Consider the following 26,627-nt stretch of genomic DNA (forward strand, 5'->3'; position numbering starts at 1 on the left):
GTGCGGGAATCGACGCATCATGCGAGAACGGGAAAGCGGAGCGGGGCGGAGCCCGATCTAAGTTAGGAGAACTTGATGTCCAGGCCGACGCCGACGATCAAGATAAGCCAAACGAGGCCGGTGAAAACCGTCAGACGGTCGAGGTTCTTCTCCACCACGGAGGATCCAGAAAGGCTGGACTGGACGCCGCCACCGAACAGCGACGACAGGCCACCACCTTTGGCGCGATGCAGCAGAACCAGAACGATCAGCAGCACGCTGGTGATGATCAAGCCGATGTCGAGCGCGATAGTCACGGGTCGATGGTCCTGTTCGTCGAAGCTTTCGGGGCAATTACTGCGGACAACCTGATGCAGGTCCCGCAGACAACTGTGGCAGGCTGCTTCCGATATGAAAGCAACCTGCCACAGTCTACGCGATGGCGGTCAAGACAAGTGCATCCGCCCGCCCTAACCGGATCCCGCGCGGCGCGTTAAAGCAGCGGTCCGCCCGCGGCCATCGCCGACAACTGAGCGAACTCGTCGGCCTTCAGCGATGCACCGCCGACGAGCGCGCCGTCAACGTCGCTCTGCGAGACGATCTCGGCGACGTTCTTCGCGTTCACCGAACCCCCGTACAGGATGCGAAGCGAGTCGGCAGTCGCCTTGTCGGACAGTTCACCGACTGCCTGACGGACGGCCGCACACACTTCCTGGGCATCGGCAGCACTGGCCACCCGACCGGTACCGATTGCCCAGACAGGCTCGTACGCGACGACGATCTTCGAGATCTGCTCGGTGCTCAAGCCTGCGAGAGAGGCCTTAACCTGCTCGACGTTGTAGGCGACGTGCTCGCCCGCCTCGCGAACCTCAAGGCCCTCACCAATGCAGACGATCGGGGTTAGCTCGTGACGAAGGGCAGCCTTCGTCTTTGCCAAAACCACCTCGTTGGTTTCACCGTGCAGACTGCGACGCTCGGAATGTCCAACGATGACGTAGGTGCAACCCAGCTTCGCCAGGAAAGCACCACTGATCTCGCCGGTGTAGGCACCCGAGTCGTGCTCGGATAGGTCCTGAGCACCGTAGGTCAACAGCAACTTGTCGCCGTCAACAATCGTCTGCACACTGCGGATATCGGTGAACGGCGGAATCACCGTCACGTCAACTTTGTCGAAGTACTTCTCCGGCAACGCGAAAGCGATCTTCTGAACCAAGGCGATCGCCTCGTAATGGTTCAGATTGCACTTCCAGTTGCCTGCGATCAGTGGCTTGCGGCTCATGCTTGCTCCTCAAGAACTGACAGGCCCGGAAGTTCCTTGCCTTCCAAGTACTCCAGCGACGCACCGCCGCCGGTCGAGATGTGCGAGAACGCATCATCCGGAATGCCCAGCGCACGGACTGCCGCCGCCGAGTCGCCACCGCCGACGACGCTGTACGCGCCGTCCTTGGTTGCTTCGACAATCGCTTCGGCAACACCGCGGGTACCTTCGGCAAACTTCTCGAACTCGAACACACCCGACGGGCCGTTCCAGAAGATCGTCTTGGCGCCACGGAGCACGTTGGCGAACCGTTCCACCGCTCCGGGACCGATATCCAAGCCCATGCCCGAATCGAACCCATCGGCCGACATTGCGATCGAGGTCTCGGCATCGGCGGCGAACTTGTCCGCGACGACGATGTCGTGCGGCAGGTGGATCACGTCGCCGAACTGATCGAGCAGCCCCTTGCAGGTGTCGATCATGTCTTCCTGCATCAGCGAATCGCCGACCGGACTGCCCTGCGCCTTAATGAAGGTGAAGGCCATGCCGCCACCGATCACCAAGGTGTCAACCTTGGGCGCGAGCGCCTCGATGACGCCGATCTTGTCGGACACCTTCGAACCGCCAAGCACCACCGCGTACGGACGCTCAACCACACCGTCGTCGCCGCCGGTGAGCTTGCGGAGCACTTCCACCTCGGTGGCGACCAGGTCGCCAGCGTAAGACGGGAGCAACTTCGCCACGTCGTAGACCGACGCCTGCTTGCGGTGAACCACACCGAAACCGTCCGAGACGAACGCCCCGTCATCACCAACGAGTTCAACGAGCGCCTTCGCGAGCTTGGTGCGCTCGGCCTCGTCCTTGCTGGTCTCACGGGGATCGAATCGAATGTTCTCCAGCAGGAGCACGTCACCGTCGGTCAAGCCTTCGGCCCGAGCGAGCGCATCCGACCCCACGACGTCGCCAGCGAGCTGAACATTGCGGCCCAACTCCTCCGACAGTCGTGCGGCCACAGGAGCGAGCGAGAGAGCCGGATCGACGGCGCCGTCAGGACGGCCCAGGTGCGCGGTGATGATTACCTTGGCACCGGCTTCGACCAGCTTGGCGATCGTCGGTGCGGACGCGACAATGCGACCCGCATCGGTGATCGATCCACCGTCGAGAGGCACGTTGAGGTCCGAACGGACCAGCACACCGCGACCCGAAACTCCGTCGGCCAGGAGGTCTTCCAGAGTACGAACTGACATAGTTTTTACAGCGACTTCCCGACGAGGCCGATGAGATCGACGAGGCGGTTGGAGTAGCCCCACTCGTTGTCGTACCAGGAAACAACCTTGACCTGGTTGTCGATGACCTTGGTCAGGCCCGAGTCGTACAGCGACGAGTGCGGGTCGGTGACGATGTCGCTCGACACGATCGGCGCGTCGTAGTACTTCAGGATGCCCTTGAGGGGACCTTCGGCGGCAGCCTTCATCGCGGCGTTAATGTCTTCGACGCTGGCGGCCTTCTTCAGGATCGCGGTGAGGTCGGTGACCGAGCCGGTTGGGATCGGCACGCGAAGGGCGTAACCGTCGAGCTTGCCCTGCAGTTCCGGCAAGACCAGGCCGATAGCCTTCGCTGCGCCGGTACCGGTCGGGACGATGTTGATGGCGGCGGCGCGGGCGCGACGCAGGTCCGAATGCGGACCGTCCTGCAGGTTCTGGTCTTGGGTGTAGGCGTGAACGGTGGTCATCAGACCCTGCTCAATGCCGAACTCGTCGTTCAGGACCTTGGCCAGGGGGCCGAGGCAGTTGGTGGTGCACGAGGCGTTCGAGATGATGTTCTGGCTGCCGTCGTACTTGTCGTCGTTGACGCCCATCACGATCGTGATGTCTTCGTCCGACGCCGGAGCCGAGATGATGACCTTCTTGGCGCCAGCGTCCAGGTGACCCTGTGCCTTGTCGCGCTTGGTGAAGATGCCGGTCGATTCCACAACGACGTCGACGCCGAGGTCGCCCCACGGCAGTGCCGCCGGGCCTTCCTTGACCTCAAGAGCCTTGATCTTCATGTCGCCGACCACGATGGTGTCGTCGCCTTCGAGGCGCACATCCTGCGGGAGGCGACCGAGGATGCTGTCGAACTTCAGCAGATGCGCGAGCGATGCATTGTCAGTGAGATCGTTGACGGCAACGATTTCGATGTCGGTGGTACCGAGCGCCTTCTGCGCCTCGACGGCACGGAAGAAGTTGCGGCCGATGCGGCCGAAGCCGTTTACGCCTACCCGAACAGTCACAAGTTGCTCCTTAGCGATGAGTGTTGAGCCGGGGTTCGAATCGGCTCACTAAGAGTCCAGCCTAATAGCCGTGGTCCGCGCGGTCACCAGAAGGTCACATGTCGGCGATGGGGTGTTGGTCACCACGGGGCTTAGGCCTCGTCGAGCAAGTCTGCGGTGACCGCCGATTCGGTGTCCGGTAGCCCCTCCGTACGGGCTCGCTTGTCGGCCATCGACAGCAGTCGGCGAATGCGCCCGGCGACGGCATCCTTCGTCATTGGCGGATCGGCGAGTTGGCCGAGTTCCTCGAGCGAAGCTTGGCGGTGTTCGACGCGGAGGCGACCCGCGGCGATGAGGTGATCGGGGACGTCGTCTCCCAGAATTTCCAGCGCGCGCTCAACGCGAGCGGCGGCGGCGACCGCCGCGCGCGCCGACCGCCGCAGGTTAGCGTCGTCGAAGTTCGCGAGTCGGTTCGCGGTGGCCCGGACCTCCCTGCGCAGTCGCCGCTCTTCCCACACCAGTCGCGTGTCGTGGGCACCCATGCGGGTCAGCAGTGCGCCGATGGCTTCGCCATCGCGAATCACGACACGGTCACCGCCGCGGACTTCGCGGGCCTTGGCTGAGATCCCCAGACGACGTGCGGCACCAACCAGCGCCAGCGCCGCCTCCGGCCCGGGACAACTCACTTCGAGCGATGACGACCGGCCCGGTTCGGTCAGCGATCCGTGCGCAAGGAAGGCACCCCGCCACGCCCCTTCCGCGTCGCCGATGCTTCCGCCGACCACCTGGGCGGGCAAGCCGCGCACCGGCCGACCTCGCATGTCGAGCAATCCGGTCTGACGGGCAAGTGCCTCACCGTCTTTAGTGACCCGCACGATGTAGCGGGCTGTCTTGCGAGCACCACCCGAACGCACAACGATCACTTCGGCGTTGTAGCCGAAAAGCCCATGAATCTCGTGCTTGAGCCGACGCGCGACGTTGCCAAGATCAACCTCGGCCTCCACGACGACGCGACCTGAAACAATCTGTAGCCCCCCGGCAAATCGCAGCAGCGCCGAAACTTCGGCCTTGCGGCAGCTTATTTGGGTCACAGACAACCGACTGAGCTCGTCTTTGACCGCCCCTGTCATTGCCACGCTGCAAAGCCTCCATGTCCCTTGAAGTTCCCCCGGATAGAACCCACCGGGCGACGAAGCCTCGTCGCCGGACCTGTTCAAAGTTATCTGGAACAGACTACCGGCGAGCGTTCCGAACTCATTCGCCTGCGTATCGCTATCGGGTCGAATATCACTATCCGCCCGAACCTGTCTGTCTGCGCACGCCTTAACTCAATTGCCTATCAGGTTCGCGATCGCGGCGGCGGTCTTTGCCGGATCGTGTACCGCGGTACCGGGTTGGGCAATGTCCGCGACGCGCAATTGCGCACCGAATCGGCCTGCCGCTCGCTCAAGATGTTCCCGTTCGGAACCCGCGGGGACCGAAGCCGAATCGACGACCACATCATGAACCCGCATACTCGCTGCGTGCGCATGCAAAACATGCAAATGACGCTCCACCGAATAGCCCGTTGTCTCCCCCGGTTCCGCAGCGAGATTCACAAAAAGGATCTTTCTGGCGTTGGTTTGACTCAGTGCTTCCAACTGACCAGGCACCAGAACGTGCGGAATCACACTGGAGAACCACGATCCCGGGCCAAGAGTCACCACGTCGGCGGCACGAATTGCTTCAGTGGCGGCTTCGCACGCTGGTGGGGCTTCCGGAATGAGCCGCACACGACGCGGTTTTCCCGGTGTGGTGGCAACCGCAACCTGGCCGCGAATCACCCGGCTAACCCGCGGGTCGCGCTCCAATCCCGAGACATCGGCTTCAATCACCAGCGGGGCGTCCGCCATCGGGAGGACACGGCCATCAATGTCAAACAGGTCGACGAGATCGTCGAGCGCCTCGACGACATTGCCGGTGAACTCATTGAGCCCGCTCAGGAGCAGATTGCCGATGGGATGACCGGCGAGTGCACCGTAGCCGCCGAGTCGATGCTGCAGGACGTCGGCCCAGCGCTGGTGCCGATCGGCGGAAGCCGGGTTTATTGCGCGACGATCCGCCAAGGCTGCCGGAGCCGCCATCAGTGCTGCCAACGCCATGCGGAGGTCACCCGGCGGGATGAGGCCGAGTTCGGCGCGCAGCCTTCCCGACGAGCCGCCGTCATCGGCGACAGTCACGACTGCCGTGACGTCTTTGGTGAGATACCGCAGTGCCGTGAGGGTATTGAAGAGCCCGTGTCCGCCGCCGAGCGCGGCAATCTTCAGCCCATCCACGGCCAAACCTGACTGGGTTGTTTCGCTCATTCACGCCCCAAATCCCGGTGCGTCACCTCGACGTCGTAGAGGGGTTGCCCGTCGTCGTCGATGAGTGCCGTCAGCCGTCGACTCAGTTCCTCGGACATCGCGACACTGCGGTGCTTACCTCCCGTGCATCCCACGCCGAGGGTCATGTAACCCTTTCCTTCGCGCAGGTAACCGCGAGCCACAATCGCAATGAGATCCACGTAGCGATCCAAGAATTCGCTCGCATCGTCCTGGCGAAGCACGTAGTCGCGCACCCGGGGTTCGCGCCCATTGTGTTCGCGCAACTCCGGGATCCAGTAGGGATTCGGCAGGAAGCGCACGTCGGCCACCAAGTCGCAGTCAATCGGCAGCCCGTACTTGAAGCCGAACGACTGCACGGCGATCGACAGGCGCCGCCGACCGACATTCGGGAAGGCATTTTCCACAATCTGCCGCAGCCGGGTAGAACTCAGGTTGGACGTGTCGATGACCGTGTCGGCGGCCGTCGCGACCGGTTCCATGATCGCCCGCTCGGCAGCGATGCCCTCACCGAGGGTTCCGGTCCCTTGCAGGGGGTGACGTCGTCGTACTTGCTCGAAGCGGCGCACCAGAACCTCGTCGGACGCGTTGACGAAGATCATTTTCGTCGACGCACCCCCCTCCTCAAGGTCTCGTCGGAGCGCCGCCATTTCGGTCGCGAACGCCGGATCGCCGCCGCGCACCACCATGGCGATCCGGTCAGCACCCACCTCGCTGCTGCGGACCATCTCGACGAGTTGCGCGATGAGCGAGATCGGTACGTTATCGCTCACGTACCAGCCGTCATCTTCGAGAACATTGGCCACCGAGGTGCGCCCCGCACCGGACATCCCGGTAACGAAAAGCACTGAGCGGCCTTCTGGTTCAGTCAACGTACGGTTTCCTTCTGATCGGCGGAATCTGCAGTTTCGGTCGGGGTCTCGGTTTCGGGATGGAGCGCGTCGTACACGCTTTGCGCGGTGGTGGGACCAACGCCGGGCACTTCACCAATCTCGGCGACGGTGGCCTGCGTCAATTTCGCTACCGAACCAAAGTGGGTGACGAGCGCTGTCCGTCGGGTGGCACCCAACCCGGGAATGCCGTCCAACGCCGACGCGGTCATCCGCTTGCTTCGCTTGCTTCGGTGAAAGGTAATCGCGAAACGGTGCGCTTCATCGCGGACACGCTGCAACAAGAACAATGCTTCGCTGTTGCGTGGGAGGATCACCGGCTCATCATCGCCCGGAATCCACACCTCTTCCAGTCGTTTGGCCAGACCGACAACCGCCACGTCGGCAACACCCAACTCGTCCAAGACACTTGCCGCCGCGTGAGCCTGCGGTGCGCCACCATCGACGACAAACAAGTTCGGCGGGTAGGCGAAACGTTTGGCCTTCCGGGAAGTCGTATCGTCGTCCGCAGCGGTTTCCCCGGTTGGCACGTCACCGGCGAGTGAGTGCCCGGATGGATCCCGCTGGGCAGGGCCAGCCGCGATGTTCTCGGGCGGTGGGGCGGCGATCCCCTCCCGATACCGCGCGAAGCGGCGACGTGTCACCTCGGCAATGGAGGCGACATCGTCGGAATGGCCATCGCCGGCAGCTTCCTTGATGGCGTAGTGGCGGTAGTCGGACTTGCGAGCCAAACCGTCTTCGAAGACGACCATCGACGCGACAACGTCGGTTCCCTGCACGTGCGAGATGTCGATGCACTCAATCCGCAAGGGTGCGGTATCGAGGCCGAGGGCTTCCTGGAGTTCGGTGAGAGCGGCCGAACGGGTCGTGAGGTCCCCGGCGCGCTGCAGTTTGTGACGCGCCAATGCCTCAGTCGCATTGAGTTCGACGGTGGTCATCAGGGTCCGCTTGTCGCCCCGCTGCGGGACCCGCAGGCTCACTTGCGCGCCGCGGCGTTCGCTCAACCATTTCTCCACATCGTCGGCACCCGTGGGTAGCGCTGGCACCAGCACTTCCCGCGGTATGCCCGAGCTCATCTCCGATTCGGCTCCGTAGAACTGCGTCAGGAAGGTTCCCACTTGGTCTCCGAGGGTCGCATTCTCTTGCACCTCGACGACCCATCCGCGTTCACCGCGCACGCGTCCGTCACGGACGTGGAACACCTTGACGGAAGATTCGAGTTCGTCGCCAACCATGGCAATGACGTCCGCGTCGGTACCGGTCCCCAGGACCACCGCCTGCTTTTCCATTGCCCGTCGCAACGCCGAAATGTCGTCGCGGAGGCGCGCAGCCCGCTCAAAATCTAGTTCTTCCGCGGCCGCGGTCATGTCGCGTTCGAGGCGCCGGATCAGTCCATCGGTTTTGCCAGCGAGAAAATCGCAGAAGTCCTCGACAATTTCGCGGTGCTCGACGGCACTGACACGACCGACGCACGGTGCCGAACATTTGTCGATGTAGCCGAGCAGACAGGGCCGACCCATTTGCTCACTGCGCCGGAAGACGCCTTTTGAGCAGGTGCGGACACCGAAGACTCGGGTCAGGAGATCGACTGTTTCGCGGATCGCCCACGCGTGAGCGTACGGACCGAAATACCGAACGCCGGGTCGCCGGGCACCGCGGTACACGAAGACGCGGGGGTACTCCTCGTTCAAAGTGACCGCGAGCATCGGGTAGCTCTTGTCGTCGCGATACCGAACGTTAAACCGGGGATCGAACTCCTTAATCCAGTTGTATTCGAGCTGAAGCGCTTCCACTTCGGTCCCGACTACCGTCCACTCCACCGACGCCCCGGTCGTCACCATCTGACGGGTACGTGGATGGAGTGTGGTCAGGTCAGCGAAATACGACGTCAACCGTTGTCGCAGGTTCTTCGCCTTACCGACGTAGATAACCCGCCCATGCTGATCCCGGAACTTGTACACGCCGGGATCTGTGGGAATGGTGCCCGCAGCAGGGCGGTAAGTCGACGGATCAGCCACGCATCCCAGGCTAGTCGTCGTCGGTTGCCTCGCGTCTCGCTGGTTCACCGGCAACCGCCCGGTTGGGGCACAGAGGCGTTGCCTCCGCGTCCTCCAAGCTAGGCCCCGTCTCGCTGTCCTTCGCCATTGGGTTCATAGGCCTCGCGCGCTTCCACAGCACGGTCGGCCAAAGCCTCGCCAGCACCCTCGTAGAGGTGAATGACGACGTCAAGGCCCAAGTCTTCGAGTTCGTCGACGTCTTCGCGGTACAGGGCCACAGAGGCAACGGTGGCACCCCCGTCACCAATACGGCGGAGTTCGCGAAGTGCTTCCACGTTCGCATACTGGGCGGGCATCGCGAGCACGATGAGATCGGTCTGTCCCGCGCCTACCGCTCGCGCCCAGAAGTCGTAGTCGGTGGCATCGCCCTCGACGATGTTGAAGCCACGTTTGCGCAGGGCACGCACGCGGTTTGGGTCGTGTTCCACGCCGAGGACGCGGAGCTTATATTCGTCGACCAACTGCGTGTAGGCCGCTGATCCGACACGGCCCATACCGAGAACGATCGCCTGCGCGTCACCGACATCGATGGGCCGGTCGTCCGGGTGAATTTTGTCCGGCGGTCGAGTCGGTAGTCGTTTGGCGAATCTCGAGGCAAACGACACGCTCGTCGGGTTGAGGAGCGCCGAAACGACGAAGCTACCCGCGACGGCGATCACCAAGGACAGCATCCAATCGTCCGACAGCCAGCCGTTCTCCGTACCGCTCTTCCCAATGATGAGCGCGAACTCTGAGTAGTTGGCGAGAAGTAGTGCGGCGAGCACCGCGGTGCGGTTGCGCAGTCCCAACAGCCACAGCAGCAGCCAGTAGAAGAAGCCCTGCACCGGCAGCAACGCCAGTAGCGCCAGTCCGACGATTACGTTTTGCCACGACGGCAGGCCTTCAAAACCGATTGTCAGGAAGAAGCCGACCAGCAGTAGTTCCTTGAGCGTAAACAGCGTGTGTGAAAGCTGATCGGCGCCAGGTCGAGGTGCCAGGATCAAGCCCATGATCAAGGCACCAAGGCTGCCGGAGAGGCCGAGTTCTTCAAAGAGCAAGTAGCCCGGGATCAGCGCCATCGCGATCCCGAACAGGGCCTCCATCTCCCCGTGCCCGATCTTGTACCAGTATTTCGTCGCCCACATCAGTGCCGGAATCACCGCGATCAGGCCGAGCGAGTAGATGCTCGGTGGCTCCCCACTGGAGATAGACATGAGCACGACGGCGACAACATCTTGCATGACCAGGATGCCGATCGCGATGCGCCCGTAGAGCGCTTGGTCGTCGCCACGCTCTTGCAAGATTTTAATGACGACGATGGTGCTCGAGAACGACAGCACCAGGCCCATCGTCGCCAGGACGCGCAGTGACTCGGGGCCAAACGCGCCGAGCGCGCTCAGTGCTGCCAGGAATCCGGCACCGATGACGGTCATGATCAGCATGTGGAGGCCGGTGTTCAGCCAGACTTCGCGCTTCACCAAGATTTTGAGGTCGAGGCGCAGTCCGATGGCGAACAGCATCAGTGTGACGCCCAGGTTGGCCATCACGTCGAGCCCGGGTAACTCGTCGACACCCATCGCGTTCAATGCGAAGCCTGCAGCCAGGAATCCGATAAGCGGGGGCATTCTGATTAGGCGTGCCGCAAGTCCCCCGACAAAGACGACGGCAAGGTAGATTGCGACGAGCTCCATGCCACTGATTGTGCCCTGGCGCCTTCCTCGCAGTTGATCCTGGTCTACTGAATCCGGCAACGTCGGACCTGCTACCGGACGATCGCGGAGGCGTTATCGTGTGGCTATGTTCGCCGCGCGCAATCGACGACGCGTCGCCGCCCGGTCGGCGGCGCTGCTGTTTGCGCTGCCGGCGCTGCTCGGCGGGTGCGCGTTCGACGCCGCCGATCAGTTCGCGCAGCAGTATGGCCAGTATTTGGATACGCGCGATGATATTGCTTCGTTCAGGCTCAGCCCCAACAATGCGATCCTGTCGAGAGGTTCCGTCGACTCTCAGATCACCCTCAACGATGGCATGTCCGATACGCAAGTGGCCGCCACGGCCCGCGAACTCGTCGAACACCACGTCGATACGAAGATTGATGAGCACCGGATTCGGCTGTTCTTCGATGCCCACAATCCGGCGGGTCAGGCCGCATCCGTGTCGATCCAGTTGCAGCCGGGGTCGGCCGTGTCGAGGATGAGTGATCCCAGCCAATATCTGCAATGGGTCTCCCGAACGCGTGCGTTGGCTGCCGACACCGAAGGCCTGAAATCGATCATGGTGTTCAAGGACGCGATCCACCTTGATACCAGCAGCGAAGCTGTCCAGGCCGCTGAACATCTCAATGCCTTCGTCGGTGTGAATCCGGCCGGGATTAGTTATCAGAATGTGGGTGCCACTGACTGCAACCTGCAGTGGGACACCGACGACGACATCTCCAAGCTGTTCGTCTACCGGGATGTACTGGCACTGCTGCCGCCGGGCGTCCAACCACTCCATTGTCGAATAACGTCACAGCGGCCGATTACCGAACCGAATTTCGAAGCTGTTCTACCGCGCGACACCAGCGATCAGGTCGTTACCGCAATGCGCGCCCGCGCCGCCGAACTAGCCCTCCCCGCCGATATCACCGTCGCTCCCTAACCCAACTCCCCCGCCCAAATTTCCGCTTTTCTGTCACGTTTCGACCAGAGCGTCACCGATCGTGCCGATCGGTGACGGCTTGGTCAGCGCGCAGCCGTCGAATGTGACAGAAATGAGGGAATTTCGCGCTGTTGTTGGGCTAGGTGTCGAGGTTGGGGGCGGTGTACTTCTCGCCGAGACGTCGGACTTCTTGCATCGCGGTCACGGCACGGTCGCCGTCGCGCGCTTGAATCGCCATGATTGGGATGTGCTCATCGTGCGGAAACAGGAGCCGGGCGCAAAACCAGTTCTCCGGATACTCAACGCCGACGACCTCGTCCCACCCGAAGACCCGCTCGGAAACCAGGTTTAGAACTCCGATGCCCTGCGGTCCGACGCGCAACCGTGCGCGGGTAAGGAACAAGATGACACACGAGATCACGACGCCGACCCCGATCAGCGCGAGTTTGTCGGACCAATCGATGTTGACGCCGGTGTACGAAATGTTCAGCAGTAAACCGAAAACGATGTGGATGACCATGACGATCGCGATCACAATCCAGGCGACGCGGCGCATCCATTGCGGCCGGTACACGTAGTCCCACGTGCCGCCGTCGGTGTCGTCACGGGTCCAGAAGGCGTTGCGCTTGCTTTCGCGTTCGACATCGGTGCCGCCGACCGCGTCGGCCCCATCCACCGCGTCCGCCCCGTCCACTGCGTCGGTCATGCGTAATCCTTCAGGATCAATGCGGACGCGAGGGCCGCAGTCATTGCCTGTGCGCCCTTGTCTTCGGCCGAGCCTGGCAGACCCGCCCGATTCAGCGCCTGGGCTTCGTTGAAGGTGGTGAGGACACCGTTGCCCACGGGGGTCGACTCGTCGAGCGAAACACGGGTCAGGCCCGAGGTGACGGCATCGCAAACGTATTCGAAATGCGGGGTTTCACCCTTGATGACGACGCCCAGAGCGACGACGGCATCGTGCGTGCGTGCCAGAGCCTGAACGATCACCGGCAACTCGATAGCGCCCGCAACGCGAATGACGGTGGGATCTCCGATCCCGTTCGCGGCGGCCGCACGGACTGCGCCGTCGAGAAGCGCTGTGCAAATCACCTCGTGCCATTGCGAAGCGACGATCGCGACCTTTAGTCCGCGCGCGTCAGCCAAATCGAGGGTCGGCTCACCGTTGCCGCTCATGCACCTTCTCCAGTTCCATCAACTACGTCGACGTCGATGTCGTCGAGACCGTCGAGCACGTGGCCCATCCGGTCGCGCTTGGTCCGCAGGTACCGGAGGTTCTCGGCGTTGGCGCGCACCGGCATCGGCACCCGTTCAACGATCTCCAGTCCGTACCCGTCCAATCCAACTCGCTTGGCCGGGTTGTTGGTCAGCAGACGCATCGACTGCACGCCCAGGTCTACCAGAATTTGGGCACCGAGGCCGTAATCGCGGGCGTCCGCCGGCAGACCGAGTTCCAAGTTGGCATCGACCGTGTCGGCCCCGCCATCCTGAAGCTGGTAGGCCTGCAACTTGTGCATGAGACCAATACCGCGACCTTCGTGACCACGCATGTACAGCACGACACCGCGTCCCTCGCGCCCAACCATTTCCATGGCCGCATTGAGTTGGGGGCCGCAATCGCAGCGCAGCGAACCGAAAACGTCGCCGGTCAAGCACTCGGAGTGCACGCGGACGAGAACATCCTCACCGTTCTCCTCGCTGATGTCACCCATCACGAGCGCCACGTGCTCGGCATCGTCGTAGGGGCTTTGGTAGCCGACGGCGCGGAATGTCCCGAACTCGGTGGGAATCCGCGCGTCGGCGACCTTCACAACGTGCTTTTCATTGTGACGACGCCACGAGATGAGTGCCTCGATCGAGATGAGCGCCAAATCGTGTTCGTCAGCAAATTCGCGGAGTTCTGTGGTGCGCGCCATCGAGCCGACGTCTTTCTGGCTGACGATTTCGCAGATCACGCCGGCTGGTGCCAGTCCGGCAGCCTTCGCGAGGTCCACGGCCGCCTCTGTGTGGCCGGGACGACGTAAGACGCCGCCTTCCTTGGCGCGCAGCGGGACCACGTGACCGGGACGAGTCAGATCCCCGGCCACGGACAGCGGGTTAGCCAGGGTGCGCATCGTGGTAGCGCGGTCGGCCGCACTGATTCCGGTTGTGATGCCTTCGCGGGCGTCGACGGTGACGGTGTAGGCGGTACCGTGACGGTCCTGGTTTACCGAGTACATCGGCGGCAGGCCCATGCGGTCGCAGTCTTCACCGGTCAGCGGCACGCACAGGTAACCGGAGGTGTAGCGCACCATGAACGCCACCAGTTCGGGGGTGGCCATCTCGGCCGCGAAAATTAGGTCGCCTTCATTCTCGCGGTCCTCGTCGTCGACCACCACGACAGCTTTACCCGCAGCAATATCGGCGATGGCGCGTTCGACGGTGTCGAACTTAACCTCTGGGGATTCACTCATTCGACTCACTGCCTTCCACCTCATTGTTCGCACTACGCGCAGCGCCGGCAAGGCGCTCGACGTACTTCGCGATGACATCAACTTCCAAGTTCACGCGACGTCCGGGGGCGACGTCGGAAAGATTTGTTTCGGCGAGGGTGGTCGGAATCAGCGAGACCTCAAGCCAATCGCCGTCGGCATCGTCGCCAACCGCGGAGACAGTCAACGAGATGCCGTCGATGGTGATGGACCCCTTTTCCACCACGTACCGTGCGAGGCTGGCCGGGACCTGTACGCGAACGACAGTCCAGTTTTCGCTCGGCGACACGGTCTTGACCGTGCCGACACCGTCAACGTGGCCTTGGACGATGTGACCGCCGAAGCGGGAGCCGACGGCCATGGCGCGTTCCAGGTTGACGGCGGCACCGGGCACCAGACGATCGAGGGAGCTGCGGCGCAGGGTCTCGGCCATTACGTCGACGGTAAATTCGCCGTCGTTCAGTTCGGTGACGGTGAGGCAGACGCCGTTCACGGCGATAGAGTCGCCGAACGATGCGTCGCTGGTTACCAGCGGGCCTCGGATACGAAATCGAGCGGCCTCCGTGAGGTCGTCACGAGCGGTGATTTCGCCGCATTCCTCCACGATTCCCGTGAACACCCGCGTCTCCTTTACAAGGTGCGCTCGGGACGGGCAGGAGGCGGCACGGTGCCGTTCTGCTGTTCTCTCGCATCCGGACTCTAACCGTCGGCCTCGGAATCTCACCGAAGTCTGCTCGACCCCTCACTTGCGTGTGGGCGCTCGCGGGCTTGTCGTTCCGTGATCGTCGAGATTGATCTGGAAAGCATTACCGCCGGTGGGGAATTACACCCCGCCCCGAGAACTTGTAATCAAAATTATCACGCTTGACGACATTGGCGGTCATTCGGCTTCCCGGCCAGTGGGATATCACATGTCATCACCCCTATTTGGGTTCGTCTACTTTGCCCGAAATCGGTTCGCAGCCAACTAGAGTGAGCAGTCTCGAGGCTTTTCCGGCCACCAACAAGCGACCGCTACCAACCCTGAAAGGCTGGCGATGACTACCTCGGATTCGACCCCGACACCATCTAGTTCCGCGCTGAGTCTGCTGCGTCGCTTTTGGTTGCCGCTGCTGATCGTCATCATTTTTGTCATTTTCATCAGCCAGAACCGTGCTGAAACCCAGACGCAGATGCTGGGCTTCTCATTCAGCTTCCCGCTGTGGCTTACGTTGACACTGGTCAGCGTGATCGCCTTCGCGCTCGGGTACTTCGTGCGAAGCCGTCGCGGCTAGGTGCTCTTTGGCGAACGGCCGGCGCCGAGTCCCGTTGGTGATTCCGTTCGCGCACCGAGCGTCACCAGCAGGTCGTCACCGAGTTCACGCACCGCCGTTCGCGTGAATCCGTGAGCCTGGGTGAGCGTCGTAACTTCGACGTCGGTGACGGCCGCGCGACCGGCGCCGAGAATCGTCGGCGCAAGGTAGGCCTGGACCTCGTCGACGAGGTCGGCCGCCAAGAATGCGCCGATAATCGCCGGCCCCCCTTCGACGAGGATGTGCAGCGCGTCGGGCAGCGCCTCGATCACTTCGCGGGGTTCGCGGCTTGCGATGTGCAATAGCGGCGAAACCCCGTCACGCACCGTGGCCGTCGCGGGAATCTGCCTGCGCCCCAAGACAACACGGATCGGCTGGTGCTGTGCCAATGAGCCGTCCGGGTGGCGGGCGGTCAGTGATGGATTGTCAGCAAGGACCGTGCCGGTACCAACGACAATCGCGTCGAGTTGGCTGCGTTGCCGATGTGCGTGCTCCCGTGCTGAGGGGCCGGTGATCCACTGGCTGGTCCCGTCGGGAGCCGCGATCCGGCCGTCGAGGGTGGCGGCGATCTTCGCGGTAACGAATGGGCGGCCATGTTGCTGGCGAAACAGCCAGTGCTTTAACGGCCCGCTCCGGGCTTCGTGTTCACCGACACCGGCCTCGACGCGGATGCCTGCTGCTCGGAGGGTCGCTGCTCCTCCGGCTGCTGCGGGGTTCGGATCGGCGACCGCAAATCGCACCTCAGCGATTCCGGCATCGATCAGTGCCTCCGCACACGGTCCTGTGCGTCCCGTGTGATTACACGGCTCCAACGTCACTATGGCGGTGCCACCGCGCGCCCGTTCCCCCGCCTCCCGCAGGGCAACCACTTCTGCATGAGGGCCGCCGGGCGGTTGCGTGTAGCCGACACCCGCGACCTCACCGCCGCGATCGAGGATCACCGCACCGACGGGCGGATTCGGGGTGCTGATCCCCTGCGCATCGGCAGAGACGGCAATCGCCAGCAGCATCGGATCGGTGATCCGCGTGGCGTCAAGGTTCACGGGTTTACCGTACGGAGCTGGCCGCGGTAGCGAGACGGCGGAGTTCCGCAACGCGACCGGCGGGATCTTCACCGCCGTAGACGGCCGAGCCCGCCACAAAGCAGTCCACACCTGCCTCGGCGGCCTGCTCGATGGTCGAGTTGCTAATGCCGCCGTCGATCTCGACCAGCAGTTGGAGGTCGCCGCGATCGACGATCTTGCGAATGGTGCGGACCTTCTCCAGAACCTCGGCCATAAACTTCTGCCCGCCGAAGCCCGGTTCAACGCTCATGACGAGGAGCGTGTCGAAGTCGCGCAAGATTTCCAGGTAGGGCTCCAGGGCAGTGCCGGGCTTGATGGCCAGGCCAGCCTTTCCGCCTGCCGCACGGATATCCCGGGCGACGGCGCTCGGGTCGTCGGATGCCTCAGCGTGGAAGGTGACGTTGTAGGCACCCGCTTCGGCGTAAGGCGGCGCCCAGCGAGCCGGATCCTCGATCATCAGGTGGCAGTCGAGCGGAATATCGGTGGCCTTGAGGAGGCTTTCGACAATCGGCAGCCCCAAGGTGAGGTTGGGGACAAAGTGATTATCCATCACGTCGACGTGGACCCAGTCGACACCGGGATCGACGCTCGACGGTCCTACCGCGGCGATCTCAGACGCCAGGTTCGCAAAATCTGCGGACAGGATGGACGGGGCAATCATGGGTGCGGGACGGCCGGAAGTACACATGCCGAAGAGTCTACGAGACGGCCGGAAACTGCCACGACCTGAGGCGACGGCCCACGATGCGAGGCCCCGTTCGCGTACTTCGTTGGTCTTCGCTCCGTCTAGGCGGGCGCGAAGACCAACGAGGTACGCGAACGCAAATGTTTCGTCTAGTCCTTGCGCAGGACGGCGACGAACATGGCGTCGGTGTCTTGGCGGTGCGGCCACAACTGCACCGTCGGACCCGCGCCCAAGGAGTCGCCGTCGAAGTAGCCCCCCGCCACCAACGGGCGGGCATCGACCTGAGAGATACCGCCAACCTGCGCCAGCACTGCTTCGAGAACTCCGGTGGTCTCGTCGGGATGCGGCGAGCACGTCGAATAGACGACAACGCCACCGGGACGGACCAGACGAAGCGCCTCGGTGAGGAGTTCTGTCTGCAGTGTCACCAACGAAGGCACGTCGGAGGGCTTACGCCGCCAGCGCGCTTCGGGACGGCGCCGCAACGAACCTAAACCAGAGCAGGGTGCGTCGACGAGGATGCGGTCGAATCCAGGCTCCAGGCCCGAATCACGACCGTCGGCAACGTGCACGGTGACGGGCAGTCCGTCGACGACGTTTTCGATGAGCCCGGCACGATGCTCGGAAATCTCGACGGCGTCGAGATGTGCCCCGTCCAAATCGGCCAGGGACCCCAGTAGCGCGGCCTTACCGCCGGGTCCGGCGCAGAGGTCGAGCCATCGGCCCGCATCGTCGGCGACCTCGGCGCGACTCAGGACGAGCGCAACGAGCTGACTGCCCTCATCTTGGACACCGGCGAAGCCCTCGCGGACCGCGTCGAGCTTCCCCGGATCGCCCTCCGGCAGGTACACGGCGTACGGCGAGTATCGACCTTCTTCTCCCCCGCTGACCAGGGCGAGCTCCTCGGCGGTGATCTGTCCGGGGCGGGCCACCAGGTGCACGATCGGGCGTTCGTCGTCGGCGGCCAGCGCAGCCTGAAGTTCCCCCACGGATCCGTCGAGTGCCCGGTAAAACACCTCGCCGATCCACCGCGGGTGAGCGTAGGTGAAGGACAGATAGCCGACGCGGTCATCCATCATCGACGGGGCGAGTTCGTTGATCCACATCTGTTCGTCACGCTGGCTGACCTTCCGCAGCACCGCGTTAACAAACCTGGAAGGGCCGATACCGTTCTCGCTGCGCGCCATATCGACCGAGGTCGAGACGGCCGCATGCGAACCGATCCGGGTCCGCAACAACTGGTAAGTACCCAATCGGAGGACGTCCAGCAAAGTGCCGTCGATTTCCGATGCTGGACGCCCCGCGGCCGAAGAGATCACGGCGTCGAGCAACCCCTGCGACCGCGCGGTGCCGTAGGTAAGTTCAGTGGCCAGGGCCGCGTCACGGCCGGTGATCTGGCGTTCCCGGAGCGTTTTCGGCAGCAGCAGGTTGGCGTACGCGTCCCTCTCGCGGACGGCGCGCAAGACATCGCGTGCCGCCGTCCGCGCGGGGTCGTTGTCCTTGTTCCGATACTTGGCGTCGTCGCCTCGTCGACCACTATCGCGCCGCTGACCGCCCCGTGAATCTCGCATATTCATCCGAACTGTTCCGTTCCGTCGAGGTGGCTACCGCGCGCCCAGTCGGCGGCGTTCATTGATTTCTTACCGGGTGCCTGCACGGTACTGAGCCGCACGGCACCGGAAGCAGTTCCCACAAATACGGCCTTCTTCGTCACGGCGAGGGTGCCCGTGGAAAGGTCGCCGGGGATTTCCTGTCCGTCGACCGGCGTGACCGGTCCCAGCTTGATGCGGGCGTCGCCGAGGGTGGTCCATGCACCGGGTGCTGGCGTGTGTGCCCGGACCGTGCGGTCGATGATGTGTGATGGCAGATCCCATCGCACACGAGCGTCGTCGGTCGTGATCTTCGCGGCGTGCGAAATGCCTTCGACGTCCTGCGGTACCGGTATCAACTCGCCAGCGGCAATGCCGTCGATGACGGCGCGCGCCAGGCCGGCACCGGATACTGCCAGACGCGCGAGCAGGTCGCCTGAGGTATCGGTGGCACGAATACGTTCGGTCAAGGTGCCGTAAACCGGCCCCGTGTCGAGGCCTGCTTCGAGTGCAAAAATGCTGGCCCCGGTGATCTCATCACCGGCGGCGATCGCCGCCTGGACGGGAGCCGCACCGCGCCACGCGGGGAGCACCGAAAAGTGCAGGTTGACCCAACCGTGCGGAAGCATGTCAAGCACGGCCTGCGGGATGAGCCCGCCGTAGGCAACAACGACCCCGAGGTCCGCGTTCCAGCGCGCCAGCGCTTCCGCGACTTCCGGATCACCCATCTTTCGCGGAGTGATGACCTCAAGCCCGTGCGCATCTGCGAGCACGCCGACCTCCGACCGCACGACCTTCCGGCCGCGGCCGGCGGTCGTATCGGGTCGGGTAATGACACCAACCACTTCGTGGTCGGGTGAGTCGATCAATTCCTGCAATGTCGGTACTGCCACATCGGGCGTTCCGGCAAATACCAGCCTCATGTCAACCAATCGTAGGGGGATCAACTTGGACGCGGATGCCCGCGGTGTCGTCGTGCCGCGCATTTCGCAAGGCTTGCGCCGCACGTAGTGCTTGGGCCAACTCCCGGCCGGCGCTGCGCGGAGTCCGCAGCAGCATGCGGTCGGCCGGTCCCGACTCGGCCAATCCGGCGGGGCGTCGGACGCCAGCCGGAAGTGGGACGGGACCGAGGGCCTCGGCTTCGGGTGGCAGTTCTAACAGTTCGAGGAAATTGGCGACAGCGTCGGGAGGTCCGTCAATCGACGCCATGGTCACGGCAGGCGGGAAACCGAGTTCTAGTCGCTGGCTCACTTCGCGTGCGGCGAATCCCACCGGATCCCAGCGAATCAGGGCCTGAACCGGAGCTTTGGTGGCCTCGGCGACGATCACCACTCGCCCACCCTCGGAGCGGGGACGGACGAGGGTGGCCACTGCCATCCAGGCCCGCACGGCTTCTTCTGCGGCACGCAGGTCTTCGCGATCAAGTTGCGCCCAGGTGTCCAGGAAAATGGCTGCGCCGTAGCCGTCCGGCGCGCGTGGCGCCGCCCCCGGTGTGGCGATTACTACGCGCGACCCCGCCGGAATCTCGTTGACGATCTTGTCGCCGGACGAGGTGACAACCGGCGTGTTCCGGAACGCCCGCCCCAACTCTTCCGCGGTCCGACGATCACCAATCATCAAGGCGCGCACTCGTGTTCCGGCGCAGACCGGGCAAATGAACCGACTTTCCGGTCGGGCGCACCAGCGGCAGGCAAGGTCACCGCGGTCGTTCATTAGGATCGGGCCGTTGCAGGCACGGCAGCGTGCATGGGTGCGGCACCGGTCGCACGCCACCGAGGGCAGATAACCGCGTCGCGGCACGCTGAACAGGACGGGGAGGTCAGCGGCTAACGCGCGGCGGGCCGCATCGAACGCCAGGTCCGGGATCCGGGCCGACCGCGCGAGTGGATCGCCAGCCACGCGACGGTCTTCGTCAGACAATCCATCGATTTGCGGCATGGCTGCACGAATGGCGGCACGCGGTGCGGTGATATTAAAAGCCCACCCGGATTCGACGAGAGCCTGCGCCTCCGCAGTTCTCGAATGACCGCCGACCATCAGGGCGGCACCGGCCGCGTGCGCGCGCAGTACACCGACCTCGCGCGGATGCGGATACGGCGATCTCGGCTCGTTGAGGCTGTCGTCGCCGTCGTCGAAGACAACAATCAGACCGACATCCACGACGGGCGCAAAGATCGCACTTCGCGTGCCGATCACGACCCGTGCCTGTCCCCGCAGCACCGACAACCAACGTCGGTAACGGGCGGTGGGTCCCAAACCCGCAGCCAGCGTCACACAGTAGTCACCGAGCAATTCGGCGCAGGCCGCTTCCACTCGGTCCAAATCGCGCTGATCGGGTACGACAATCACCACGCCACGGCCCGCGGCCGCCACCTCGGCAGCGAGTTCGGCCAACCTGGCCGCGATGTCTTCACCCGGCAACGCTTGCCAGGCGGCATGGGGGTGTCCCCCGTCGACCGTCGCCTCAATAAAGTCACGGCCCGCATCGTAGGCGGCCCAACCGTCTTGCGGTGGGACTTCGATCGGACGCGGAACGTTGCAGTTCGCGGCCTCTTTTTCAACGCGGGCGTGACGCGGCGGGATCGCCAACCGCAGTACGTCGGGCATGGTCCCGGCGTAGCGGTCGGCCACGCTGCGGCAGAGTTCGGCGAGCTCAGCGGTCAATACCCGCTCGGGTGAAACAACGCGGTCAAGCCACGAGAGCTTGCCCTGGTGCTCGCTCCGCTCACGCCGTTCCAACAGAAAGCCGTCGACGAGCCGACCGGCGAACCGCACGCGCACCCGCACCCCAGGCTGCGCGTCGGCGTCAAATTTGGTGTCGACGAGGTAGTCGAAAGGTCGATCCAGGTGAGCCAACCCCAGCATGGGTAGAACGCGAGCAACGGGCCGCTGCGAGGCAGCGACCCGTTGATTGCGCGCCGGCTTCGGGGCCGACGAATCCTCAGCTATGACGATTCCAGAGCGATTGCTAGCCGCCGATTACAGACCGGCTGCCGACCGCAGCATGTCGACACGCCCGGTGCGCTCCCACGGCAGGTCGATGTCGGTACGACCGAAGTGGCCGTAGGCGGCGGTCTGCGCGTAGATCGGCTGCAGCAGATTCAGGTCACGGATAATGGCACCCGGGCGCAGGTCGAAGACCTCGGAAATGGCCTTCTGGATGGTGCCGGGGTCGACCTTTTCGGTTCCGAAAGTTTCGACGAACAGGCCCACCGGTGCCGCCTTACCAATCGCATAGGCAACCTGCACCTCGATGCGGTCGGCAAGACCCGCGGCAACCGCGTTCTTCGCCACCCAGCGCATCGCGTACGCCGCACTGCGGTCAACCTTTGACGGATCCTTACCCGAGAATGCGCCACCACCGTGGCGAGCCATGCCGCCGTAGGTATCGACGATGATCTTGCGACCGGTGAGGCCTGCATCGCCCATGGGTCCGCCCAGGACAAAACTGCCCGTCGGGTTGACCAGCAGACGCGGGTTGCTGGTATCGAGCGGTACCGGCAGATCCAGGTCTGCGAACACCGGTTCAAGAACGTTGGCACGAATATCAGGGGCCAGCATGGTGTCGATCCCGATATCAGCGGCGTGCTGGGTCGAAATGACAACGGTATCGAGACGAACCGGGATGTCGCCGGCGTACTCGATTGTGACCTGAGTCTTGCCGTCCGGACGCAGGTACGGCAGGTCGCCGTTCTTACGAACCTCGGTGAGTCGGCGTGACAGGCGATGAGCCAACGCGATCGGCAGTGGCATCAGTTCGGGCGTTTCTGCGCTGGCATAGCCGAACATGAGGCCTTGATCGCCTGCACCCTGCTGGTCGATGTCGTCTTCGACGCCGCCGGTGCGAGCCTCATGCGACTCAGTCAAGCCCTGGGCGATCTCCGGAGACTGCGCACCAATGGCGATGTTGACGCCGCACGATGCACCATCGAAACCCTTGGTTGAGGAGTCATAACCGATTTCGAGGATGCGGTCGCGCACGATTGTCGGGATATCGACGTAGGCGGAGGTACTGACCTCGCCCGCCACGTGCACCTGGCCGGTGGTAACGAGGGTCTCGACGGCAACCTTGGCCTTCGGATCTTTGGCGAGCATCGCGTCAAGGATCGAGTCGCTAATCGCATCACAAATCTTGTCGGGGTGCCCCTCTGTGACAGATTCGCTCGTAAATAGCCGGGACGCGGATGCGCTCATCGGTTCCTCTCGGGGTAGTCGGCACGCGATTGCGTTGCAGCGGTTTCTGTTGCTGTTACATCTGGCACGAGAGAAGCTACTTCGTCAAGAATTCTGCTCGCCATCAAGGTTTTTGAGCCAAAAGGTAGACCGGTCTCGTGTCCGTCAGCGGTTAACAGCCAACCGGTGTTGTCCTCGGTGCCGAACGCCTTGCCGCCACCGACGGCGTTAACGACAAGCAGGTCACAACCCTTTCGGCGGAGTTTTGCTCGGCCATGATCGAGTACCCCGCCGTCAGCGTCGCCCGTCTCGGCAGCAAAGCCGACAATGATGGTCTTTTCCGGGATAGCACCGTCGGCACGGCCGCGGACCAGTCCAGCCAGAATGTCGGGGTTGGTGTCGAGTTCGATCGGTGCGGGCCCATCTGAGCCCTTCTTTTTGATCTTGGCCCCGGCTACCGACACCGGCCGAAAGTCGGCGACGGCGGCAGCCATGATGACCACATCGGCTTCGGGCGCACGCTGGGTCATTTCCGCTTCCAGTTCGCGCGCCGAGTCGATGTTGACTATGTCGACGGCGGCAGGCTGACCGGGATTGCTGGTCGCACCCGAAACGAGGGTGACGGTAGCCCCGCGCTGGGCCGCAGCCCGGGCGAGGGCGTAGCCCTGCTTACCCGAACTGTGATTGCCGAGGTAGCGGACTGGATCGAGAGCCTCGCGTGTGCCGCCGGCACTGATAAGCATCCGGACACCATGCAGGTCGTATGGGAGTGCGTCGGCGCGGTCGAGCAGGAGGTCACCGATGGCGGCGATCTCCGACGGCTCGGGCATGCGGCCAGCTCCGGTGTCGGACCCGGTCAACCGGCCCGACGCCGGCGTCATCACGGTCACGCCGCGTTCTCGGAGGGTCGCCACGTTCGCGACCGTCGCCGGGTGCTCCCACATTTCGGTGTGCATCGCGGGGACGAAGACCACCGGGCAGCTGACCGTCAACAATGACGCGGTCAGCAGGTCGTCGGCGCGGCCAGCAGCGGCACGAGCCATCAGATCGGCGGTTGCCGGGGCAATAATCACCAAATCGGCTTGTCGACCAAGTGCCACGTGGGCAACTTGATCGACATCGTCGAAGACGTCGGTGCTGACCGGGTTGCCCGACAGCGCCTCAAAGGTGGCCGCACCAACAAAGTTCAACGCCGCCTTGGTAGGCATGACGCGAACATCGTGGCCGGCTTCTTTGTAGTGCCGAATTACCGAGCACACCTTGTATGCGGCAATACCGCCGCCCACACCGATCAGGATGTGCGCTTTGGACACCGGTGCCTATTCGCCTTCGGTGTGCTCAAGGAGGTCCGAATGGATCTCACGCATCGCGATCGACAACGGCTTCTCCTGGACACCCGGCTCAACGAGGGGACCGACGTACTCAAGGATGCCCTCAGCGAGCTGGTTGTAGTAGTCGTTGATCTGGCGCGCACGCTTAGCGGCGAAGATCACCAGTGCGTACTTCGACGAGGCGCGTTCCAGCAGCTCATCGATGGGCGGGTTGGTGATACCCAGAGGTGTGTCGTAGACCGCCTCGTCCACAACGTCGTTCGATACGGTCTCGGTCTGAGTACTCAACTCACATCTCCTGCGCAGTTTTGGCCTGGTCTTGGTCTTGCAGTGCTGGCCCAACCAGCAAGTTTACCAACTGTTGGGCCGCCCCGTCGACATCGTCATTAACTACGACGTGTTGGAACTCCCCCTGCGCGGCCATTTCAGCTCGCGCGGTCTCCAGTCGGCGCTCGATTGCCTCCCGGGATTCGGTGCCTCGTCCCGTCAGTCTCTCCACCAAAACATCCCAACTTGGTGGGGCTAGGAACACGGTCACCGCTTCGGGCATCGCTTCTACAACGTTGCGACAGCCCACGACATCCACCTCGAGCAAAGCCGGCAGTCCGGCGTCGAGGGCATCGCGGACCGGTTGCGCTGGGGTGCCCGAACGCTGCAGGCCGCCGTGGATATCGGCCCACTCAAGCAGCTGACCGGCATCGATCATCGCGTCAAACTCGGCGCGGCTCACAAAGCGGTAATCACGTCCGTCGACCTCTCCGGGTCGCGGATCGCGGGTCGTTGCCGAAACGCTGAACCACAGGTTTGGGAGTAGTTCACGTAAGCGCGCAACAACCGTCGACTTTCCGACGGCCGAGGGGCCGACCAGTACGACTAGTCGGCCCCTCCGTCGGGTTTGTTCCCGAGTCACGCTCAGGAGCTGAACTTTTCGAGCAGTGCCTTGCGCTGGCGGTCACCCAAGCCGCGGACGCGACGGGTCGGCGCGATCTCCAACTCGGTCATGATTTCCTGCGCCTTGACCTTGCCAACCTTCGGCAGAGCCTCGAGGAGCGCGGAGACCTTCATCTTGCCGAGGATCTCGTCGTTCTCGGCGTCGGCGAGCACCTGCTGCAGGTTGGTTCCGCCACTCTTGAGGCGGTTCTTCAACTCGGCGCGCACACGGCGAGCGGCGGCAGCCTTCTCGAGTGCTGCTGCGCGCTGCTCATCGGTCAACTGGGGAAGAGCCACGGTTCCTCCGTCTTTCGTTTGTACAGTTCGGTTTGTCCACGGGACGCTATACGAACGTCTCGTGTATTTCCGCCTCGGGGCGCGAAGCCCGTACGAGCGAATCGGGTCCAGCGTAGCGCTCAACACCGAGTCCCATGCAAGCGGACCAGCACAAACCGTACCCGTTGCACGGATGATGTCGGTCGAATACCCCCGGCGCGCCTTCGATTGGGTCCGACCGAGGTCATGCGTTTACTGCCAACGCCGGGTGGCAAGGTAGCGTTTTGCTCCATGCTGAATGACCTGCGAACACTGGCGCGCGTGTTGACGAATGACCTGGCACCGTCGGAAACGACTGAGCGCATTGAACTCTCCAGTCGCCCCCACGCGCGGTTGTCGCGCTACGGGTCGGCCAGCCAGTTGCAGGCCGCCCGCGATGCCGGGCAGGTCCCGGTGCTGCTCGTGCCGCCGCTGGCGGTACCCGCCCGCTGCTATGACTTGGCATCTGGCGTCGACCCGGCGAACTCCGTGGTGGAATTCCTGCTCGGTATCGGGACCGTGCCCTACGTCATTGACTTCGGCGATGTCGGCTATGGCGATCGCAACATGGGTTTCGAGGACTACTTCGACACCATCGTGCCGCGGGCAATTGCCGAGGTTGTCGACGATTTCCGCGCAGGCTCGGACTCGGTGGATCTGATGGGCTGGAGCCTCGGCGGCACACTCTCGCTGCTGACGGCAGGCGCCCAGCGTGACCTTCCGATTCGGTCAGTGATCACCGTCGGGACTCCCCTGAACTATCAAAAGATTGAGCCCTATCCCCTGGTGAAGAAACTGCTCGCACCGACCGATGGGCGTCCGCTGACGTATGCGATCCGCGCCCTTGGCGGCATCCCGTCGTTTGCCGTCCGACTCGCCTACCGTGCGACGTCGTGGGACCGCGAATTGAAGAAGCCGCAGTATATTCTGCAGAACCTCAACAACGAGGAAGCCCTGATGCGCATGCAGGTGATTGACCGGTTCCAGGGGTCGCTCCCGGGCTACCCCGGTAGGGCGAGCGAACAGATGCTGGTGAACTTGATCGTGCGTGACGAGATCGCCCAGGGCACTGTGCATTTCGATGGCATCACGGTCGACTTGAAGTCGATTACCGCACCCATCTTCATGGTCGGCTCACACCGCGACGCGATCGTCAGTCACGGGGCCGCAGAGCACGGCCTTGAGCTCTTCAGCGAGTCGGTGCACACCGAGTTCCATACCGTCGAGACGAGTCATTTGGGGCTCCTGACCGGTGCCGTCGCCGAAGGTGAAACGTGGCCCGCTATCGCTGCGTTCCGTGACAAGATCTCATCGATGTAGCGAGAAGCCGTTACGCCGCCGCCCGTGACCGGATAGTGGTCACGGG

General features: G+C 63.4%; 26 protein-coding genes and 1 riboswitch. Of the genes, 3 read left to right on the plus strand and 23 right to left on the minus strand.

Features of this window, described 5'->3' with window-relative positions; genetic code table 11:
- Positions 1–62: 62 nt before the first annotated feature.
- The 9 genes from secG to WBA38_RS07905 all read right to left on the minus strand — a co-directional run bounded on the left by secG (position 63) and on the right by WBA38_RS07905 (position 10,468).
- On the minus strand, positions 63–296 hold the full coding sequence (gene secG / locus WBA38_RS07865) for a preprotein translocase subunit SecG (protein WP_424293748.1): 234 nt from the start codon (positions 294–296) through the stop codon (positions 63–65).
- A gap of 176 nt (positions 297–472) precedes the next feature.
- Positions 473–1,258, minus strand: coding sequence for a triose-phosphate isomerase (tpiA, locus tag WBA38_RS07870; RefSeq protein ID WP_424293749.1), 786 nt, complete (start codon positions 1,256–1,258; stop codon positions 473–475).
- Positions 1,255–2,484, minus strand: coding sequence for a phosphoglycerate kinase (locus tag WBA38_RS07875; protein ID WP_424293750.1), 1,230 nt, complete (start codon positions 2,482–2,484; stop codon positions 1,255–1,257). The genes tpiA and WBA38_RS07875 overlap by 4 nt, the downstream gene beginning before the upstream one ends.
- A 5-nt stretch (positions 2,485–2,489) precedes the next feature.
- On the minus strand, positions 2,490–3,509 hold the full coding sequence (gap, locus tag WBA38_RS07880; RefSeq protein ID WP_424293751.1) for a type I glyceraldehyde-3-phosphate dehydrogenase: 1,020 nt from the start codon (positions 3,507–3,509) through the stop codon (positions 2,490–2,492).
- Between the two features lie 131 nt (positions 3,510–3,640).
- Positions 3,641–4,624, minus strand: a complete 984-nt coding sequence (whiA, locus tag WBA38_RS07885; protein ID WP_424322441.1) for a DNA-binding protein WhiA — start codon at positions 4,622–4,624, stop codon at positions 3,641–3,643.
- Between the two features lie 192 nt (positions 4,625–4,816).
- On the minus strand, positions 4,817–5,833 hold the full coding sequence (locus WBA38_RS07890; protein ID WP_424297321.1) for a gluconeogenesis factor YvcK family protein: 1,017 nt from the start codon (positions 5,831–5,833) through the stop codon (positions 4,817–4,819).
- Positions 5,830–6,723 (minus strand): RNase adapter RapZ, encoded by an 894-nt coding sequence (gene rapZ, locus WBA38_RS07895; RefSeq protein WP_424297319.1) that lies wholly within the window; start codon positions 6,721–6,723, stop codon positions 5,830–5,832. Before rapZ ends, WBA38_RS07890 begins: the two co-directional genes overlap by 4 nt.
- Entirely contained in the window at positions 6,720–8,759 is a 2,040-nt protein-coding gene (gene uvrC, locus WBA38_RS07900; protein WP_424297318.1) for an excinuclease ABC subunit UvrC, read from the minus strand. Before uvrC ends, rapZ begins: the two co-directional genes overlap by 4 nt.
- Positions 8,760–8,857: 98 nt before the next feature.
- The gene (locus WBA38_RS07905) at positions 8,858–10,468 is read right to left on the minus strand and encodes a cation:proton antiporter (RefSeq protein ID WP_424322442.1); all 1,611 of its coding nucleotides are present in this window, start codon (positions 10,466–10,468) and stop codon (positions 8,858–8,860) included.
- 106 nt (positions 10,469–10,574) lie between these two features.
- On the opposite strand from WBA38_RS07905, the gene WBA38_RS07910 reads away from it, so the two are divergent.
- Positions 10,575–11,414, plus strand: a complete 840-nt coding sequence (locus WBA38_RS07910; protein WP_424322443.1) for a hypothetical protein — start codon at positions 10,575–10,577, stop codon at positions 11,412–11,414.
- 139 nt (positions 11,415–11,553) lie between these two features.
- Here the strand turns inward: WBA38_RS07910 and WBA38_RS07915 are convergent, their stop codons facing one another.
- From WBA38_RS07915 to WBA38_RS07930, 4 genes are all read right to left on the minus strand, one after another.
- Positions 11,554–11,970, minus strand: a complete 417-nt coding sequence (locus WBA38_RS07915; protein ID WP_424297328.1) for a PH domain-containing protein — start codon at positions 11,968–11,970, stop codon at positions 11,554–11,556.
- A gap of 146 nt (positions 11,971–12,116) precedes the next feature.
- Complete coding sequence (ribH, locus tag WBA38_RS07920) at positions 12,117–12,587, minus strand: 6,7-dimethyl-8-ribityllumazine synthase (RefSeq protein WP_424297314.1); 471 nt, start codon at positions 12,585–12,587, stop codon at positions 12,117–12,119.
- Entirely contained in the window at positions 12,584–13,864 is a 1,281-nt protein-coding gene (locus WBA38_RS07925) for a bifunctional 3,4-dihydroxy-2-butanone-4-phosphate synthase/GTP cyclohydrolase II (RefSeq protein WP_424297312.1), read from the minus strand. The genes ribH and WBA38_RS07925 overlap by 4 nt, the downstream gene beginning before the upstream one ends.
- On the minus strand, positions 13,857–14,501 hold the full coding sequence (locus WBA38_RS07930; RefSeq protein ID WP_424297311.1) for a riboflavin synthase: 645 nt from the start codon (positions 14,499–14,501) through the stop codon (positions 13,857–13,859). The genes WBA38_RS07925 and WBA38_RS07930 overlap by 8 nt, the downstream gene beginning before the upstream one ends.
- 57 nt (positions 14,502–14,558) lie before the next feature.
- Positions 14,559–14,729: riboswitch (FMN riboswitch) on the minus strand.
- Positions 14,730–14,919: 190 nt separating this feature from the next.
- Between WBA38_RS07930 and WBA38_RS07935 the strand changes: the two genes are divergently transcribed.
- Positions 14,920–15,156 carry a hypothetical protein gene (locus WBA38_RS07935; RefSeq protein ID WP_424297310.1) on the plus strand — a complete coding sequence of 79 codons (237 nt, stop codon included), beginning with the start codon at positions 14,920–14,922 and terminating at the stop codon, positions 15,154–15,156.
- On the opposite strand, the gene ribD is transcribed toward WBA38_RS07935, so the two are convergent.
- The 10 genes from ribD to mihF all read right to left on the minus strand — a co-directional run bounded on the left by ribD (position 15,153) and on the right by mihF (position 25,243).
- The gene (gene ribD, locus WBA38_RS07940) at positions 15,153–16,184 is read right to left on the minus strand and encodes a bifunctional diaminohydroxyphosphoribosylaminopyrimidine deaminase/5-amino-6-(5-phosphoribosylamino)uracil reductase RibD (RefSeq protein WP_424297326.1); all 1,032 of its coding nucleotides are present in this window, start codon (positions 16,182–16,184) and stop codon (positions 15,153–15,155) included. The genes WBA38_RS07935 and ribD overlap by 4 nt on opposite strands.
- A gap of 37 nt (positions 16,185–16,221) precedes the next feature.
- Positions 16,222–16,926: a ribulose-phosphate 3-epimerase gene (rpe, locus tag WBA38_RS07945; protein ID WP_424297325.1), complete on the minus strand. Its 705-nt coding sequence runs from the start codon at positions 16,924–16,926 to the stop codon at positions 16,222–16,224.
- Between the two features lie 146 nt (positions 16,927–17,072).
- A complete protein-coding gene (locus tag WBA38_RS07950; protein ID WP_424322444.1) occupies positions 17,073–18,494 on the minus strand; it encodes an RsmB/NOP family class I SAM-dependent RNA methyltransferase in 1,422 nt (473 codons plus the stop codon).
- A 2-nt stretch (positions 18,495–18,496) separates the two neighbouring features.
- Positions 18,497–19,435, minus strand: a complete 939-nt coding sequence (gene fmt, locus WBA38_RS07955; RefSeq protein ID WP_424295475.1) for a methionyl-tRNA formyltransferase — start codon at positions 19,433–19,435, stop codon at positions 18,497–18,499.
- A gap of 1 nt (position 19,436) precedes the next feature.
- Complete coding sequence (locus WBA38_RS07960; protein WP_424295473.1) at positions 19,437–21,377, minus strand: primosomal protein N'; 1,941 nt, start codon at positions 21,375–21,377, stop codon at positions 19,437–19,439.
- 114 nt (positions 21,378–21,491) lie between these two features.
- Positions 21,492–22,706, minus strand: coding sequence for a methionine adenosyltransferase (gene metK, locus WBA38_RS07965; RefSeq protein ID WP_424295471.1), 1,215 nt, complete (start codon positions 22,704–22,706; stop codon positions 21,492–21,494).
- A complete protein-coding gene (gene coaBC, locus WBA38_RS07970) occupies positions 22,703–23,998 on the minus strand; it encodes a bifunctional phosphopantothenoylcysteine decarboxylase/phosphopantothenate--cysteine ligase CoaBC (RefSeq protein WP_424295470.1) in 1,296 nt (431 codons plus the stop codon). Before coaBC ends, metK begins: the two co-directional genes overlap by 4 nt.
- Positions 23,999–24,004: 6 nt before the next feature.
- Positions 24,005–24,304, minus strand: coding sequence for a DNA-directed RNA polymerase subunit omega (gene rpoZ / locus WBA38_RS07975; protein ID WP_424322445.1), 300 nt, complete (start codon positions 24,302–24,304; stop codon positions 24,005–24,007).
- Position 24,305: 1 nt separating this feature from the next.
- Complete coding sequence (gene gmk, locus WBA38_RS07980; protein ID WP_424295467.1) at positions 24,306–24,926, minus strand: guanylate kinase; 621 nt, start codon at positions 24,924–24,926, stop codon at positions 24,306–24,308.
- Between the two features lie 2 nt (positions 24,927–24,928).
- Complete coding sequence (mihF, locus tag WBA38_RS07985; RefSeq protein ID WP_006894812.1) at positions 24,929–25,243, minus strand: integration host factor, actinobacterial type; 315 nt, start codon at positions 25,241–25,243, stop codon at positions 24,929–24,931.
- Positions 25,244–25,513: 270 nt separating this feature from the next.
- On the opposite strand from mihF, the gene WBA38_RS07990 reads away from it, so the two are divergent.
- On the plus strand, positions 25,514–26,581 hold the full coding sequence (locus WBA38_RS07990) for an alpha/beta fold hydrolase (protein ID WP_424295464.1): 1,068 nt from the start codon (positions 25,514–25,516) through the stop codon (positions 26,579–26,581).
- Positions 26,582–26,627: the final 46 nt, after the last annotated feature.

It is taken from the genome of Gordonia sp. (in: high G+C Gram-positive bacteria) (genome assembly GCF_049647785.1).
Lineage (GTDB): Bacteria > Actinomycetota > Actinomycetes > Mycobacteriales > Mycobacteriaceae > Gordonia.